Annotated in this window: 11 protein-coding genes, 14 tRNA genes, 4 rRNA genes and 1 pseudogene; 22 read left to right on the top strand and 8 right to left on the bottom strand. The window is 46.9% G+C overall.

The genetic code is table 11. The features are described 5' to 3' along the window. The first annotated feature begins 7 nt into the window (after positions 1-7). From BLV33_RS15780 to BLV33_RS15690, 19 genes are all read left to right on the top strand, one after another. A complete protein-coding gene (locus BLV33_RS15780) occupies positions 8-226 on the top strand; it encodes a hypothetical protein (protein ID WP_090793598.1) in 219 nt (72 codons plus the stop codon). 380 nt (positions 227-606) lie between these two features. Next, a 16S ribosomal RNA gene (locus BLV33_RS15775) occupies positions 607-2,153 on the top strand. Between the two features lie 135 nt (positions 2,154-2,288). Then, positions 2,289-2,405: ribosomal RNA gene (gene rrf / locus BLV33_RS15770) — 5S ribosomal RNA — on the top strand. Positions 2,406-2,595: 190 nt separating this feature from the next. Continuing rightward, positions 2,596-2,672: transfer RNA gene (locus BLV33_RS15765), tRNA-Ile, on the top strand. Positions 2,673-2,702: 30 nt separating this feature from the next. Then, positions 2,703-2,778, top strand: a tRNA-Ala gene (locus BLV33_RS15760). 291 nt (positions 2,779-3,069) lie between these two features. Next, a 23S ribosomal RNA gene (locus tag BLV33_RS15755) occupies positions 3,070-5,991 on the top strand. A 164-nt stretch (positions 5,992-6,155) separates the two neighbouring features. Then, positions 6,156-6,272, top strand: a 5S ribosomal RNA gene (rrf, locus tag BLV33_RS15750). The 16S, 23S and 5S rRNA genes sit together here with 14 tRNA genes alongside, the layout of an rRNA operon. 5 nt (positions 6,273-6,277) lie before the next feature. Continuing rightward, positions 6,278-6,353: transfer RNA gene (locus BLV33_RS15745), tRNA-Asn, on the top strand. A 1-nt stretch (position 6,354) separates the two neighbouring features. Further along, a tRNA-Thr gene (locus BLV33_RS15740) sits at positions 6,355-6,430 on the top strand. Positions 6,431-6,446: 16 nt separating this feature from the next. Continuing rightward, positions 6,447-6,521, top strand: a tRNA-Glu gene (locus BLV33_RS15735). A 7-nt stretch (positions 6,522-6,528) separates the two neighbouring features. After that, positions 6,529-6,601, top strand: a tRNA-Val gene (locus BLV33_RS15730). Positions 6,602-6,642: 41 nt separating this feature from the next. Next, positions 6,643-6,715, top strand: a tRNA-Thr gene (locus BLV33_RS15725). Positions 6,716-6,726: 11 nt separating this feature from the next. Beyond that, positions 6,727-6,801: transfer RNA gene (locus tag BLV33_RS15720), tRNA-Gln, on the top strand. A gap of 7 nt (positions 6,802-6,808) precedes the next feature. Continuing rightward, positions 6,809-6,884, top strand: a tRNA-Lys gene (locus tag BLV33_RS15715). A 12-nt stretch (positions 6,885-6,896) separates the two neighbouring features. Then, a tRNA-Leu gene (locus BLV33_RS15710) sits at positions 6,897-6,976 on the top strand. A 6-nt stretch (positions 6,977-6,982) separates the two neighbouring features. Beyond that, a tRNA-Gly gene (locus BLV33_RS15705) sits at positions 6,983-7,057 on the top strand. A 46-nt stretch (positions 7,058-7,103) separates the two neighbouring features. Further along, positions 7,104-7,180 (top strand) — tRNA-Arg (locus BLV33_RS15700). 24 nt (positions 7,181-7,204) lie between these two features. Continuing rightward, a tRNA-Pro gene (locus tag BLV33_RS15695) sits at positions 7,205-7,281 on the top strand. 11 nt (positions 7,282-7,292) lie between these two features. After that, a tRNA-Gly gene (locus BLV33_RS15690) sits at positions 7,293-7,363 on the top strand. An 84-nt stretch (positions 7,364-7,447) separates the two neighbouring features. On the opposite strand, the gene BLV33_RS15685 is transcribed toward BLV33_RS15690, so the two are convergent. The 3 genes and pseudogenes from BLV33_RS15685 to BLV33_RS30130 all read right to left on the bottom strand — a co-directional run. After that, complete coding sequence (locus BLV33_RS15685; protein WP_090793594.1) at positions 7,448-8,653, bottom strand: tyrosine-type recombinase/integrase; 1,206 nt, start codon at positions 8,651-8,653, stop codon at positions 7,448-7,450. 189 nt (positions 8,654-8,842) lie between these two features. Beyond that, positions 8,843-9,067: a helix-turn-helix domain-containing protein gene (locus BLV33_RS15680; protein WP_090793591.1), complete on the bottom strand. Its 225-nt coding sequence runs from the start codon at positions 9,065-9,067 to the stop codon at positions 8,843-8,845. A gap of 82 nt (positions 9,068-9,149) precedes the next feature. Then, positions 9,150-9,341 (bottom strand): annotated as a pseudogene (locus BLV33_RS30130) (DnaB-like helicase C-terminal domain-containing protein); the annotation flags it as partial. Between the two features lie 242 nt (positions 9,342-9,583). Here BLV33_RS30130 and istA point away from each other — a divergent pair. Then, positions 9,584-11,119: an IS21 family transposase gene (gene istA, locus BLV33_RS15670; RefSeq protein WP_090791154.1), complete on the top strand. Its 1,536-nt coding sequence runs from the start codon at positions 9,584-9,586 to the stop codon at positions 11,117-11,119. Further along, positions 11,112-11,879 (top strand): IS21-like element helper ATPase IstB, encoded by a 768-nt coding sequence (gene istB, locus BLV33_RS15665; protein ID WP_171909116.1) that lies wholly within the window; start codon positions 11,112-11,114, stop codon positions 11,877-11,879. Before istA ends, istB begins: the two co-directional genes overlap by 8 nt. 7 nt (positions 11,880-11,886) lie before the next feature. Here the strand turns inward: istB and BLV33_RS15660 are convergent, their stop codons facing one another. From BLV33_RS15660 to BLV33_RS15640, 5 genes are all read right to left on the bottom strand, one after another. Then, on the bottom strand, positions 11,887-13,155 hold the full coding sequence (locus BLV33_RS15660) for a replicative DNA helicase (protein ID WP_090793582.1): 1,269 nt from the start codon (positions 13,153-13,155) through the stop codon (positions 11,887-11,889). Then, positions 13,110-13,427: a replicative helicase loader/inhibitor gene (locus BLV33_RS15655; RefSeq protein WP_171909176.1), complete on the bottom strand. Its 318-nt coding sequence runs from the start codon at positions 13,425-13,427 to the stop codon at positions 13,110-13,112. The genes BLV33_RS15660 and BLV33_RS15655 overlap by 46 nt, the downstream gene beginning before the upstream one ends. Next, positions 13,384-14,292 (bottom strand): hypothetical protein, encoded by a 909-nt coding sequence (locus tag BLV33_RS15650; protein WP_090793573.1) that lies wholly within the window; start codon positions 14,290-14,292, stop codon positions 13,384-13,386. The genes BLV33_RS15655 and BLV33_RS15650 overlap by 44 nt, the downstream gene beginning before the upstream one ends. Positions 14,293-14,356: 64 nt before the next feature. Further along, positions 14,357-14,686 (bottom strand): CHC2 zinc finger domain-containing protein, encoded by a 330-nt coding sequence (locus BLV33_RS30830; RefSeq protein ID WP_090793569.1) that lies wholly within the window; start codon positions 14,684-14,686, stop codon positions 14,357-14,359. Between the two features lie 57 nt (positions 14,687-14,743). Next, complete coding sequence (locus tag BLV33_RS15640; RefSeq protein WP_090793565.1) at positions 14,744-15,079, bottom strand: hypothetical protein; 336 nt, start codon at positions 15,077-15,079, stop codon at positions 14,744-14,746. A gap of 772 nt (positions 15,080-15,851) precedes the next feature. Here BLV33_RS15640 and BLV33_RS15635 point away from each other — a divergent pair. After that, complete coding sequence (locus BLV33_RS15635) at positions 15,852-16,337, top strand: hypothetical protein (protein WP_090793560.1); 486 nt, start codon at positions 15,852-15,854, stop codon at positions 16,335-16,337. Positions 16,338-16,343: the final 6 nt, after the last annotated feature.

The following is a 16,343-nucleotide window of genomic DNA, read 5'->3' as shown; positions in this document are numbered from 1 at the left end:
GTTGGTTATGCTCGGTTTTTTATTCAATGAACGGGAGTGCAGAGAGCTTGACTATGTGCTTCGTAAAGAACTGGATGAAATGCTCTTTGATCTGAATGACAAAAGGATGGACCAGGAGATCAAAGGGGCAATCGAATCCAGGTACAAGGTGATCTTCCGTATGTATGCGCGGTTAGCGTCACCAAAGGAGATTTTAAAATATGCGAGAAGCCGGAGTTCGCATTGACCGCAGAAATAATTACTTGAAGCTTGACTTCCATTATGTATCTATGTTAATTTAGATTTCGCCCACTTTTTGCAGGTGTGCCGGACGTGTACAGTATAGGCTTTCTGAAGAAGGAAGAATAAAAAATACTTGAAATTGTCCTGGTGAGTGTGTTATATTATAAAAGTCGCCGCTAAACGGGTGATGATGCAATTGAACAGAAATTGCTCTTTGAAAACTGAACAACGAGTGAAGAAGCGATCGGCCTTAGGCCGATCAAAAACGAGGGAAATCTCAGCGATGAGATCAACTCAAAACGAGAGAAATCTCGCCAGTTTTAACTTTTGAGCTGTTTAAGCTTGAGAATAAAAGCCGCATGGACTTATGGTTCGTGTGCAACTTTATTGGAGAGTTTGATCCTGGCTCAGGACGAACGCTGGCGGCGTGCCTAATACATGCAAGTCGAGCGGATTTATTCCTTCGGGGATGAGTCAGCGGCGGACGGGTGAGTAACACGTAGGCAACCTGCCTGAAGGATCGGGATAACTATCGGAAACGATAGCTAAGACCGAATAATTGGCACTTTCGCATGAAGGTGCCATGAAACACGGAGCAATCTGTGGCCTTTGGATGGGCCTGCGGCGCATTAGCTAGTAGGTGAGGTAACGGCTCACCTAGGCGACGATGCGTAGCCGACCTGAGAGGGTGAACGGCCACACTGGGACTGAGACACGGCCCAGACTCCTACGGGAGGCAGCAGTAGGGAATCTTCCGCAATGGACGCAAGTCTGACGGAGCAACGCCGCGTGAGTGATGAAGGTTTTCGGATCGTAAAGCTCTGTTGCCCTAGACGAACGAGTCAGAGAGTAACTGCTCTGGCTGTGACGGTATAGGAGAAGAAAGCCCCGGCTAACTACGTGCCAGCAGCCGCGGTAATACGTAGGGGGCAAGCGTTGTCCGGAATTATTGGGCGTAAAGCGCGCGCAGGCGGTTCAGTAAGTTGGATGTTTAAAGCCGGGGCTCAACCCCGGTGCGCATCCAAAACTGGTGGACTTGAGTGTAGGAGAGGAAAGTGGAATTCCACGTGTAGCGGTGAAATGCGTAGAGATGTGGAGGAACACCAGTGGCGAAGGCGACTTTCTGGCCTATAACTGACGCTGAGGCGCGAAAGCGTGGGGAGCAAACAGGATTAGATACCCTGGTAGTCCACGCCGTAAACGATGAGTGCTAGGTGTTAGGGGTTTCGATGCCCTTGGTGCCGAAGTTAACACAGTAAGCACTCCGCCTGGGGAGTACGCTCGCAAGAGTGAAACTCAAAGGAATTGACGGGGACCCGCACAAGCAGTGGAGTATGTGGTTTAATTCGAAGCAACGCGAAGAACCTTACCAGGTCTTGACATCCCCCTGAATAGTTTAGAGATAAGCTAGGCCTTCGGGACAGGGGAGACAGGTGGTGCATGGTTGTCGTCAGCTCGTGTCGTGAGATGTTGGGTTAAGTCCCGCAACGAGCGCAACCCTTGATGTTAGTTGCCAGCGAGTAAGGTCGGGCACTCTAACGTGACTGCCGGTGACAAACCGGAGGAAGGTGGGGATGACGTCAAATCATCATGCCCCTTATGACCTGGGCTACACACGTACTACAATGGCCGGTACAACGGGAAGCGAAAGAGCGATCTGGAGCGAATCTTTAGAAGCCGGTCTCAGTTCGGATTGCAGGCTGCAACTCGCCTGCATGAAGTCGGAATTGCTAGTAATCGCGGATCAGCATGCCGCGGTGAATACGTTCCCGGGTCTTGTACACACCGCCCGTCACACCACGAGAGTTTACAACACCCGAAGTCGGTGGGGTAACCCGCAAGGGAGCCAGCCGCCGAAGGTGGGGTAGATGATTGGGGTGAAGTCGTAACAAGGTAGCCGTATCGGAAGGTGCGGCTGGATCACCTCCTTTCTATGGAGACTTGAGCGCTGCGATGCGCTCAGTCAAGAAGGCTTAGCCTTCACAAACTTCTTCTTCACTCGTTGTCAGTTTTGAGAGGGTAATGCCTTTCTCGTAGCTGTGGTGAGAACCACCAGGCTGCACTCGTTTGGTGACGATGGCGGAGGGGAACCACGCGTTCCCATCTCGAACACGACCGTTAAGCCCTCCAGCGTCGATGGTACTTGAACCGCAGGGTTCTGGAAGAGTAGAACGTTGCCAAGCGAACCCCACAAGCGGATGCTTTCGAAGGGCTTCTTCGAAAGCACGCAGGTGGGTTTTTATTTTGAAGAAGGAAGCGATGCTTCCGAAGTAAGTTTTGCTAGCGCAAAACTCAGCAACGCTTACGAAGTCACATTTGCTCCGCAAATGTCAGTAACGCTTACGAAGTTAGCAATTCTACGAGTTGCTCTTAGGGCCCTTAGCTCAGCTGGTTAGAGCGCACCCCTGATAAGGGTGAGGTCGGTGGTTCGAGTCCACTAGGGCCCACCATAACATCCCTGCAAAAAGGGAACATCCCATGGGGCCATAGCTCAGCTGGGAGAGCGCCTGCCTTGCAAGCAGGAGGTCAGCGGTTCGATCCCGCTTGGCTCCACCAAAATGCCCTTTTAAGGTCGAATTTCCAAGAAATATCGACTTGAAAAGAGCCTGCAAGATGTGATAAGATGTTTGTTGCCGCTGATCAGGCGGTGAATCAACAAGCAACAATTGTTCCTTGAAAACTAGATAGCGAAACGAACAAAAAGCGTGAAACTTAGAGCGTGACAACCTAACGGTTGCACGTAAATCCTTTAAGCATCATTTGTGTCACAACAAATGAATGTTTCTAGAATAAACCGTATGACATCTAACGATGGCAGACAACCTGACGATCGAACGATCGCAGCATGGTTAAGCTAGAAAGAGCACACGGAGGATGCCTAGGCACTAGGAGCCGAAGAAGGACGTGGCGAACGACGAAATGCCTCGGGGAGCCGTAAGCAGGCTTTGATCCGGGGATGTCCGAATGGGGGAACCCGGCTGCGGTAATGCGCAGTTACCACTATCTGAATTCATAGGATAGTTGGAGGCATACCCAGGGAACTGAAACATCTAAGTACCTGGAGGAACAGAAAACAAAAGTGATTCCGTCAGTAGCGGCGAGCGAACGCGGAGAAGCCCAAACCAGGGAGCTTGCTCCCTGGGGTTGTAGGACGTCAACATGGGGTTAGCTTGGTAGGTGAAGAGGTCTGGAAAGGCCCGGCAAAGAAGGTAAAAGCCCTGTAGCCCAAACCAAGCGAAACCCCTAGACGGATCCTGAGTACGGCGGGACACGTGAAACCCCGTCGGAATCCGGCAGGACCATCTGCCAAGGCTAAATACTCCCTAGTGACCGATAGTGAAGCAGTACCGTGAGGGAAAGGTGAAAAGCACCGCGGAAGCGGAGTGAAAAAGAACCTGAAACCGTGTGCTTACAAAAAGTCAGAGCACTTTCTATGTGTGATGGCGTGCCTTTTGTAGAATGAACCGGCGAGTTACGTTTGCATGCGAGGTTAAGTTGAAAAGACGGAGCCGCAGCGAAAGCGAGTCTGAATAGGGCGCATATAGTATGCAGGCGTAGACCCGAAACCGTGTGATCTACCCCTGTCCAGGGTGAAGGTGAGGTAACACTCACTGGAGGCCCGAACCCACGAATGTTGAAAAATTCGGGGATGAGGTGGGGGTAGCGGAGAAATTCCAATCGAACTCGGAGATAGCTGGTTCTCCCCGAAATAGCTTTAGGGCTAGCCTCGGAAAACGAGTTGTGGAGGTAAAGCACTGATTGGGTGCGGGGCCCGCCAAGGGTTACCAAGTCCAGTCAAACTCTGAATGCCACAAACTTAGATCCGGGAGTCAGACAGTGAGTGCTAAGATCCATTGTCAAGAGGGAAACAGCCCAGACCATCAGCTAAGGTCCCTAAGTACGTGTTAAGTGGGAAAGGATGTGGAGTTGCCCAGACAACCAGGATGTTGGCTTAGAAGCAGCCACCATTGAAAGAGTGCGTAATAGCTCACTGGTCGAGTGACTCTGCGCCGAAAATGTAACGGGGCTAAACACGCCACCGAAGCTATGGCTCGAACATTAATGTTCTTGGGTAGGGGAGCGTTGAATACGGGTAGAAGTGTGACCGAGAGGACATGTGGACTGTATTCAAGTGAGAATGCCGGTATAAGTAACGAAAAGATCAGTGAGAATCTGATCCGCCGAAAGCCTAAGGTTTCCCGAGGAAGGCTCGTCCGCTCAGGGTAAGTCGGGACCTAAGGCGAGGCCGAAAGGCGTAGTCGATGGACAACAGGTGGAAATTCCTGTACCACCGTAGCCGTTATGAGTGATGGAGTGACGCAGAAGGGGAAAGACGCGAGCGGATGGAAGAGCTCGTCCAAGCAGTGAGGCTGGTGTGCAGGTAAATCCGCACATCGATAAGGCTGGGCTGTGATGGGGAGGGAAAATTACAGTACCGAAGGTCATGTACTCAAGCTGCCAAGAAAAGCTTCTAGCCAGGCGAAGGTGCCCGTACCGCAAACCGACACAGGTGGGCGAGAAGAGAATTCTAAGGCGCGCGGAAGAACTCTCGTTAAGGAACTCGGCAAAATGACCCCGTAACTTCGGGAGAAGGGGTGCCTCGGTAGGGTGAATAGCCCGAGGGGGCCGCAGTGAAAAGGCCCAAGCGACTGTTTAGCAAAAACACAGGTCTGTGCGAAGCCGCAAGGCGAAGTATACGGGCTGACGCCTGCCCGGTGCTGGAAGGTTAAGAGGAGTGGTCAGCCGCAAGGTGAAGCTATGAATTGAAGCCCCAGTAAACGGCGGCCGTAACTATAACGGTCCTAAGGTAGCGAAATTCCTTGTCAGGTAAATTCTGACCCGCACGAATGGCGTAACGACTTGGGCGCTGTCTCAACGAGAGATCCGGTGAAATTTTAATACCTGTGAAGATGCAGGTTACCCGCGACAAGACGGAAAGACCCCATGGAGCTTTACTGCAGCTTGATATTGGACTTGGGTACGATCTGTACAGGATAGGTGGGAGCCGTTGAAGCCTGAGCGCCAGCTTAGGTGGAGGCGCCGTTGGGATACCACCCTGATCGTACCTAGGTTCTAACCTGGTACCGTGATCCGGTATGGGGACAGTGTCAGGTGGGCAGTTTGACTGGGGCGGTCGCCTCCTAAAATGTAACGGAGGCGTTTAAAGGTTCCCTCAGAATGGTTGGAAATCATTCGCAGAGTGCAAAGGCATAAGGGAGCTTGACTGCGAGACAAACAGGTCGAGCAGGGACGAAAGTCGGACTTAGTGATCCGGTGGTACCGAATGGAAGGGCCATCGCTCAACGGATAAAAGCTACCCTGGGGATAACAGGCTTATCTCCCCCAAGAGTCCACATCGACGGGGAGGTTTGGCACCTCGATGTCGGCTCATCGCATCCTGGGGCTGAAGTAGGTCCCAAGGGTTGGGCTGTTCGCCCATTAAAGCGGTACGCGAGCTGGGTTCAGAACGTCGTGAGACAGTTCGGTCCCTATCTGTCGCGGGCGCAGGAAATTTGAGAGGAGCTGTCCTTAGTACGAGAGGACCGGGATGGACGTACCGCTGGTGTACCAGTTGTCTCGCCAGAGGCATAGCTGGGTAGCTATGTACGGAGGGGATAAGCGCTGAAAGCATCTAAGCGCGAAGCCCCCCTCAAGATGAGATTTCCCAATCAGTAAGACCCCTTGTAGACGACGAGGTAGATAGGTTCGAGGTGGAAGTGGGGCAACCCATGCAGCTGACGAATACTAATCGGTCGAGGGCTTAACCTAAGAGCTTTCCGGAGGAAAGCTGGCTTCGGAAGCAAAACTAATTTCACGCTAATGTTCGTTTCGCTGCTAGTTTTCAGGGAATAATATTTCCTTGGGCTGTTTGTCCTTTATAAGGATACATAATTTTGCTAAAGCACATGCTAAGCAGAAGCGCAGCTTCAATGTTTGGTGACGATGGCGGAGGGGAACCACACGTTCCCATCTCGAACACGACCGTTAAGCCCTCCAGCGTCGATGGTACTTGAACCGCAGGGTTCTGGAAGAGTAGAACGTTGCCAAGCAGCATTCCCTGATAGCTCAGTTGGTAGAGCACTCGACTGTTAATCGAGTTGTCACAGGTTCGAGTCCTGTTCGGGGAGCCATGCTTCCATAGCTCAGTAGGTAGAGTGCATCCATGGTAAGGATGAGGTCACCGGTTCGATTCCGGTTGGAAGCTCCATCTATTTACTTAGTTTGGCCCGTTGGTCAAGTGGTTAAGACACCTCCCTTTCACGGAGGTAACAGGGGTTCGAGTCCCCTACGGGTCACCAATTTTATGGAGGCTTAGCTCAGCTGGGAGAGCATCTGCCTTACAAGCAGAGGGTCGGCGGTTCGATCCCGTCAGCCTCCATACCTCAATCATTCCGTGAGGTGCACGAATCAGCACGATAAGCCGTTGTAGCTCAACTGGTAGAGCAACTGACTTGTAATCAGTAGGTTGGGGGTTCAAGTCCTCTCGACGGCATTGATCCACATTGGGGATTAGCCAAGCGGTAAGGCAACGGACTTTGACTCCGTCATCCCAAGGTTCGAATCCTTGATCCCCAGCCATTTATTTGAGGCATTAGCTCAGCCGGTAGAGCACCTGACTTTTAATCAGGGTGTCGTAGGTTCGAATCCTACATGCCTCACCATATTTACACTGCGCGCGTATGGCGGAATTGGCAGACGCACTAGACTTAGGATCTAGCGGGCAACCGTGGGGGTTCAAGTCCCTCTACGCGCATCGGTTGCGGAAGTGGCTCAGTGGTAGAGCATCGCCTTGCCAAGGCGAGGGTCGCGGGTTCGAACCCCGTCTTCCGCTCCATTTATTTTCCAGAAGCAGAGGTTTCTGCTTCAGAAAAATGGTTTTTGCGCCCTTAGCTCAGCTGGATAGAGCGTTTGACTACGAATCAAAAGGCCGGGAGTTCGAATCTCTCAGGGCGCGCCATTTCAATTCAAGTTCATCATGCAACGGGACGTAGCTCAGCTTGGTAGAGCACCTGCTTTGGGAGCAGGGGGTCGCATGTTCAAATCGTGTCGTCCCGACCATTTTTTTATACGCGGGTGTAGTTCAATGGTAGAACTTCAGCCTTCCAAGCTGATAGCGTGGGTTCGATTCCCATCACCCGCTTAACCACATCACAAACATTGAAAGCCTTGATACATAAGGTTTTTTTTGTTGTCTGTCACTTCGTTTATTGCCTTGTTTCATTGCTCAATAATCACCATTGTTGACGGTTTGTTGACGAATTATTTTAGAAGGATCAAATTTATCCAGCTTAGAAGCCGATTCCTTTTTAACCTTCTTTGAAATATGTGCATAGATGTCGGCAGTCGTTTGATATTTTTTGTGGCCAAGTCGCTCCTGTATTGTCTTTAAATCGACGCCATCTTCGATTAAGAGCGAAGCTGCACTATGCCTAAGATCATGGAGCCGAACAGGTTTGAGTTTGTGCCGTCGAAGAAATTTTCGCCACCATAAAGAGGGAGTGTTGTAGTAATAGGGCTTTCCGTACCCGCTTTGAAATACAAAAGACCTCTCACCGCCTTGCCAAGCATCCCCAAGCTTTAACCTGTTGATTTTTGACTGATGGTGAAAATCTTTCAGCTCACGCATATACCACTCAGGCATATCGACGATACGCTGTGAAGATTCCGTTTTAGGAGACTTAACAATGGCTTCTCCGTCTTCGGTAAGGGATATGCTCTGCTGAATACTGATTGAATGCTCTTCATAATTGACATACGGCCATTCTAAGCCGAGTAATTCACCGCGTCGAAATCCACCTAGTAATGAACCTAAACAGAACAGACGCCATATCGTGGGCTCTTTAAACAATGCCTCAATCACCAAAGGTGCTTCATCGCCGTCAAAGTATTGCATTTTCTCTTGCTCAACCTTCGGCTTCTTGACTCCGTCCATTGGGTTCTTAGATATGAGCTGCCATTTAACAGCATATGACAGCACATTTTTAAGCACCTTATAGATGTAAAGGACCGTACCAAGTGATATGGACTCTCCTTGACCAGATTTCCTGCTACCTGGCGATTTCAAATCATTGATAAAATTGACGATATGCATGGTTTTGATTTCCCCTATTTGTAAATGTCCAAATACAGGGATAATTCGGTTCTTTAGCAGTGAATTGTAATTCTTTAAAGTGAGTGCAGATAGCCCGTCCGCCTGCTCGGCATATTTAATGCGCCAATCTTCTACGAACGCCGCGAATGTCATCTTATTCGGGGCAATGTATTCCCCTGCCTCGACTTCAGTTTCGAATTCAGCGAGCTTCTTACGGGCTTCCCTGATCCCATCAGCCTTTATCGTTTTTGTTCGTTTGATGCGTTGTCCATCAGATCCCATACCAGCTTCAACGACCAGCAACCAGGATTTATCTCCACGTTTTTGTACACTTGCCATTGCTTATCCTCCATTCTATTTTTAATGATTCCCAACCTTTCCAAGAAGGCTTGAGAGGGGAGGGAACCACGTATATTTTATTATGTGCTTACCGGATTGTCGCTAACAAGAAAATGGAAGTATGCACGCATAGCCAGTTAAAGTAAAGGCCCGCAAGTGAATCTACCTGCGGACCTTCCTCATAAATTGTTACTCGACGCGATGGTTCACATTCTCCTGTTGCTGAAACCAAGCTTCTAAAGTGTCGCGGCGGAAGATAATCTTCGATCCAATTTTCGTATGAGGGATTCGTCCTGAACGAACTTCAGCATATAGCTTATCTTTAGAGATAGACTTTTCAAAAACATCTTCCCAGGCTTCAGTGAATGTCAGCATGTTGCGTTTGATAATTTGCCCTTGGTTTGTATTTATCATTGTTTGTTCACCTCCAAAATAATTAATGGTTACTCTTACCTACAGCACAAAAATAAGGTATTTTTCAATGCAGTTACCACTATCAATTCAAATCCATGAACTTACTGAATGATTTCATGTAAGCCATTTCCACCAGTCCAGTCCCTGTATTTCTACCCTTTGCAATGATAACTTCAATTATGTTCTTTTTCTGGCTGTCAGGATTGTAGTAATCATCACGGTACAAAAAATCTACTTCATCAGCATCTGATTCGATTTGTCCAGATTCACGAAGTGCGTATTCCGGTGACATCCGGACACCCATTCCGGCAACATCCGGACAGCATTCCGGTAACATCCGGACAGCATTCCGGTAACATCCGGACAGCGTTCCGGTAACATCCGGACAGCATTCCGGTAACATCCGGACAGCGTTCCGGTAACATCCGGACACTCATTCCGGAATGATCCGGACACCTTGTCGAGTTATGAAAATAACAGGTACTCTTTAATCAGACAGATTAAGGAGGCCAATCGATGAGGAGGATGGAAATGTTAAAGGCAAGAGAGATTTTAAGATTAAAACATGAGATTGGCCTTTCCCTGAGAGAAATAGGACAAGCCTGCAATTGCGGAAAGTCCTCGGTTTCCGAAACGTTAGCCCGGGCTGAAAAAGCAGGACTTACATGGCCAATCGAGCTTACAGATAAGCAACTGATGTCCGCTTTGTATCCCCCCGTAGAAAGCAAGACACTCCCCCTCGAACCAGATATGGATTACGTATTTAACGAAATGAAGAAAAAAAACGTCACGCTAATGTTGCTATGGGAAGAGTACAAGAAAAAGAATCCCGCCGGGATCATGTATAGCCAATTCTGTGAACGCTACAGGAACTTTAAAAAACACAATAAGATTTCCATGCACAAAGAACACAAAGCTGGCGAGGAAGTCGAGGTCGACTGGGCAGGAGACACTATGTCCTACGTCGATCCAAGCACAGGAGAAATAAAGAAGGCCTACCTCTTTGTGGCCGTTCTACCGGCAAGTGCTTATCCTTTTGTTTATGCGTATGGAGACCAGAAAACGCCAAATTGGATCGATGCACATGTGCGGACCTTTGAATATTTCGGTGGCGTTCCGAAAGTAACGATTCCCGACAACACCAAGACGGCTGTGATTAAATCCGATCTGGTCGACCCTGTCCTAAACAAGAGCTACAACGAAATGGCCCGACATTACAGAACAACCCTTGTTCCTGCAAGGGCAGGTAGACCGAAGGATAAGGCGGCAGATGAGAATATGGTAGGCATCGTGTCAAGAAGAATCATCGCTGCCCTGAGAAACACGCAGTTTTTCAGCCTCTATGAGATCAATCAAGCCCTGTCGGAAGAATTAGTAAAGTTGATCCTTCGGCCCTTTCAGAAGATGCAAGGCAATCGATTGACGGCCTTTGAACAGATAGATAAACCCTGCTTACAGCCCCTGCCTGCCACAAAGTACGAATATTCCGACTGGCGAGAAGGCAAGATTCAGTTCAATTACCATATTGAATATGACCGTTTCTTTTACAGTGTTCATTACGCTTATGTCAACCAATCCTGTTCCGTACGAGCGACTACCAGAGTGGTAGAAGTCTATGTCGGCAATGAAAGGATCGCTGCCTACCCAAGAAATTATAACGCATCAAAAAGGTATACAACGCTACCGGAACATATGCCTGAGGAACACAAAGCGGTATCCGGATGGAGCTCAGAGCGTTTCCTGTCATGGGCAGAGAAAACAGGACCCCATACACGTGAGCTGATCAAACAATTGTTGGAGAGCCGGGAATATCCCATGCAGACCTATAGGGCTTGTATGGGAATTATGCGGTTCGGCAAAAGCTATTCTGCCGAAATTATGGAACGTGCCAGCCGGGATGCATTGGATAAGAATACCTGCTCTTTTAAATATTTCAGTATGATCCTCAAACAATTGACGGTACGAGTTACAACCATCAGCGATGAAAAAATCATCCAACATGACAATGTACGGGGAAGCAGTGCTTACACAGGGGGTGGTTTCCGTGCTTAATAACCCCACCATTGAAAAGTTAAAAGATATGAAACTCAAGGTTATGGCTCAAATGCTGGACGAATCTGACGCCTCTTGGAGAGAACTCTCCTTTGAAGAACGACTCGGCATCATGGTGGAAAAAGAATGGCTATCGAGAAAGAACGCCAGAATTAAAAGGCAATTATACAGTGCTTCTCTAGGGTTGAATGCATGCCTGGAGGATATCGATTATGCCGCCGATCGGACCATCGATAAAAAGACCATACAAACTCTGGCCACTTGTGCTTTTATGGAGCAGAAACTGAACATTGTGATCACCGGGAAAACAGGAAGCGGCAAATCTTACCTTGCATGTGCGTTCGGAAATAACGCTTGCCGAAAAGGGTATACCGTCAAATACTACAGAATCCCTGAACTCCTTATTGAAATCCAAGCGGCTAAAATCGAACACCGGTACACAGCATTTATGAAGCAACTGCAAGGTGTGAAGTTGCTGATCCTGGATGACATCGGCCTTAAGGCATACACCTTAGAAGAAAGTCGTGACATCCTGGAAATAACGGAGAGTCGGTATAACAAAGCATCCACATTGATCGCAGGGCAGATGGCCCACTCGAAATGGTATGAATTATTCCCGGATCCAACGACAGCTGACGCCATAATGGACCGAATTATCCACAACTCATATGTCTTATCGTTGGATTCAAAGAAATCCATGCGGGAAGTGATGGCCGAAAAAACAATAAAATCTATTGAAAACAATACTGCATTATCGTAAGATCAAATCACTCGACAAAGTGTCCGGATGTTTCCGGTTTAGTGTCCGGATGTTTCCGGTTTAGTGTCCGGATACTTCCGGAATCGCCGTCCGGATCAGCCGGAATACGCACACGAAGGTCAGAAAGCATTGGGCGTTTATCTTGTCGGTGCTCACAACCTCTGCCTAAGGAGCTTATGGCAACAACAGGGCAATCATATTTCCTAGCAATTTGCTTTAGGGAGCGGCTAATGAAAGCAATTTCCGTTTCCCGATTTGGGAATTTTTTTCCTCCATCGATCATCTGAAGAAAATCTATATAAACAATGATATTGGGCCCAAAATTCTTTTTGAATTCTTTTACCCTCACATCGATCTCTTGAACGGTAATACCAGGAGAATCATGAATGAATATAGGTAAATGCTCTATAGCACTTCGGGCGGCAGTATAACGTTCCCAATCTAAATCGCCCAGCATTCCTGAACGAAGCTTAGAAGCATCAATATGACCTTCCATACATATCAGTCTTTCAGAGAGGCTTATATCGTGCATCTCCAAACTAATAAAAAGTGCCGCATCAACACTATCTGTTTTTGTTGCACATAAGCATTCATTAAGGACAAAAGCAGTTTTTCCAACCGAAGGACGTGCCGCGACAATGATTAAATCTTTTTTTTGCCTACCACCAGTCAGCTTATTCAGGTCCATACTGCATGTACTTGCTCCGGTCATCCCTTTTTGTTGCTGGCGTTGGTATATAATTTCTTCATGATCGTTAAGAATTTCCCCAACCCTCTTGAATCCAAGGTGTGTATGCATCTCGTCAGCAAGGGAATTTGCGGCTTCTTGGATATCAGCAATATAAGCTCTTGGATCGTTGGCTTCGAAGCCTTGCTTGATTTGATTTTCTAACGTGCTATTAGCCCTTCGGAATAGATATTTATCATTCACGATGTTTACGTAGTAAGCTATATTTGCAGCAGTTGGAAGGGATTCCAAAAGATCTGAAAGGTATTTTACACCGCCAACATCATCGAGCTGATTTTTATTTTCAAGGAAGTATGTCGCTGTGACTAGATCTATTGGTTCATTTAAACAATACATTTCTAAAAATGCTGAATATATCTTTTGATGGACAACTTGGTAAAAATATTCGCTGTTTTTTAGAACCTTTAGGCAAATTCCAAGGTTTTCATCATCAAATAGGATTGCGCCCAGTACAGCTTGTTCAGCCCCAATATTACACTTCTCTAAGCATAGCGAGAACTTCCTGGAGGCAATGCTTTTTTTTGCCAATCGCCGATTTCCTTTAAGCGGACTGATGTTTCTTCTCTCAGTTGCAGGTGGTCGGTATATTGATTTGGATCCCTTGAAGCTTTAGTGATATCAGCTACGGTAGGAATAAAAGGGCTGTTTTGAATATGATTAATCAAGTTAATCTGTGCCTGCTCAAATGGATAGTCACCCATAAATTCAGCCCACATCGCTAACTTTATCTCATCCGCCACAAAATTTGGGTACGCACTATTCATCATCAAGAATAGCTTGATCAATTGTTCTTTGTTCACGTTGTTGTTCATCCTCCCAAGCTTTTTGTAGGAAAGCATTAGTAAGTTGATAGCGACTTTGCGGATGTTGGGTTTTACCGGCTCGACGTTTAGGCCCTTCAGTTAATAATTCACCTTTACTCGGTTCCATAGCTCCTAGGGGCATGCTTTTGAACAACTCATTTTCCCAAGCATCATAGATTGGCTGCTCATAGTAAGAAAAACTGTTAACTTTTGTTTTCTTGTTACGAACTGCGTAAATTCTACGCATATTATCGATGATGAAGGGAACCGGTATTTCTTTGTTAAGCATCGAATACATACATTCGGTATCAGTTGGTGTTAAATTGAAACTGGGTTTATTATGTAATTCACAATAAGCATTTTCAACCAGCTTCACTGATCGGTTAGTATCATGCATACCAATGAATTCTGGGTGAGCTGGATCGGTATAAGCAGTAGCAGTAATTATCTTTGTAATATCTTTATTAGATCCAACACTTTTGTTGGGGAGACTACACAGATCTGTTGAATCTCCTTCAACGGTGTCAACAAAATTGCCTGTTCTCTTCGAAAATTTTTTTGAATTTTTCACATGGATGATTAATCCATAAGGGGCCCGTGTCACTTTTATGTAATCATGCTGCTTTAGCGTCCCAATCCATCTCCTTACAGTTTCGCTACTCACTCCAAAAGGGGCAGATAGTTCGACAAGATTCATTGGCTTATTCCCAAGAACAATACCCCAAATAACCCCATCCTTTTTGACTTCCTTGGTGGTTGAACTAACGCACCAAAGAAAAAACCATATTGCCGGTCCAAGATTCTGGTAATGCTTTGGATCAAGAATGCCAGAGTAAATAATGAAAGGGTAACTATTAATCATTGTGCTCACCTCTTTTAATGGTTGGAGTAGTCTTGGCGATGGAGTTGAGATTGACCTCCATCACTTAGTCTGCATAGTGGTAAGTTTGAAAATGTTTCCCTGTCACGGATACATCCTTACCAAATAAAAAAACAGGATGGTTGTTTTCATCACGGTACACATATTCAAAATCGTGCTCCTGCGACTTTATTGCAGGAATAGACTTGGGCGATGACTTTATGTCATTGAAGAAAGCTCGAGGCTGCTGGGCTCCTAGCTTTAATACTAGAGCCCTGAAGTCCCCTTTGCCACAACCAGCGTGACAAATCCATAAACCGGTTTCCCGATTCACGGAGAAGCTAGGATGTTCATCATCATGGAAAGGACAGCTAGCTCTCCCTTCCTCCCTCGCCACTTGATGGGAGAGGGAAAAACCGCCTCAATCGTTTCCTGGGTTGGGTACAAAGTGTTATTAAGGATGGAAGGGATCATTGTCGCCTACTCCTTTGTTTGGCAATAGTACTATCTCCCAATGACTGAGCGGACAGCAATACCTAGGTTCGTTCCCAATTGATCTTACCTCTGCGAACTTCTTAAAGGTATCAACATCAATGGAATAAACTCCCCCTGAGTCATGAACGTAAAGTTCTATCGTCTTTACTCCGTAACGTATTACGAAATCCATGTACTCAGCATCAAGTCCGTAAGCATCAAAATTGCTCAACTTTTCTCGCTGTTCCACCCATAGTTGAAGGATCCCAGCGGAAGCATTACCAGAGCCAACACGAAATTTGATGATAACATTCATTTTCAATACACCCTTCTTGAGTCCAGCTCGCGCTGGATTATTTTTTTAAATTTTTTCAATCGGCCAGCCGTTTGTGTTAAACAGCTCACCTTCCAACAACTTTTCACCATTTATATCCAATAATCAGTACACAGTTATGGACCATGTATTAGAAAATCTAGAACAATGTATCTTAGATGCAGGATTAGAGAATTTTAACGAAATAAAGGGCGTTTCATCCTACTCTGTAGATAGGCCAATATAAGGGATTGTTCAACTTAGAACGTGACGAATCCACACTTTTAATAAGGACGAAGCAAAAGCCAAGGCTCGTCGGTCATTTTATTAGCTCTGTGGCTCAGCTTCTAAGAAAGGACTGGGGATATTTTCGGCGAAATTCAGCCAAGCCAGGAGGCAAATCGACCGAAACTACAATCAACTAAAAAAAACTGAAAGAAGCTGCCAAATAGTAATTCGTACTGTGGTAAAATGAATACAACGAGCCTCTTGAGGGCCAGCTACATCCATTTAGGGTGCGGCTGGCCCTTTTTATTATTTTCACAAGGATGGTGGCGGGATGGATTGGCTGCTACAAGTTGGTAAAGAATACGGCCTTTTTTTCATGCTTGTTGCTTACGTCCTCTGGGGTGGACGAGGGCGAGAAGCACGGTATTTATCTAACATCGACAAAGTGAAAAGGGGTATTTGTATCAAAGTTTTGATTTAACAACTCCTGTACCAGCGTTGCTCGCGCAAGTGAAAGCCCATGAACCAAAATAAGAGGGGATACTCTATGACAAAATGCGGAGCTAAAACAAGAAGCGAAACCTTATGTAATCGTCCTGCGGGATGGGGTACAAAGCATATCGGCATAGGAAAGTGCAAACTACATGGAGGCGCGTCCCCGATTAAGCACGGGTTGTACAGCAAATACACAAAGCACACATTGGCGGATACGGTTCAAACTTTAGTGGATGACCCGGAGCTCACAAACCTACGTCAACAAATTGCTTTTAAGCAAGCCATGATCCTCGACCGATTGGATCACGTTGGGGAAGGCATGGCCGAATCAGATATGCGGTTTCTGGCCGATTTGTCGGAAAAGGTAGCCCGTGATATTGAACGACTGAACAAAATTGAACATGGCGAGAAATTCGTGTTGAAGGTGGAAGAGGTGCAGGCCGTTGTTCAGCAGATCACGTTCATCATTAATCAGGAGATCCAAGATGAAGAAGTGGTCGAGCGTATTGCCAATCGCTTGCAGCATCTAAGTTGGTAGTATATG

The organism is Paenibacillus sp. GP183, from assembly GCF_900104695.1.
Lineage (GTDB): Bacteria > Bacillota > Bacilli > Paenibacillales > NBRC-103111 > Paenibacillus_AI.
Note: the sequence above shows the minus strand (reverse complement) of the source record. Positions and strands in the feature narration are given on the sequence as shown.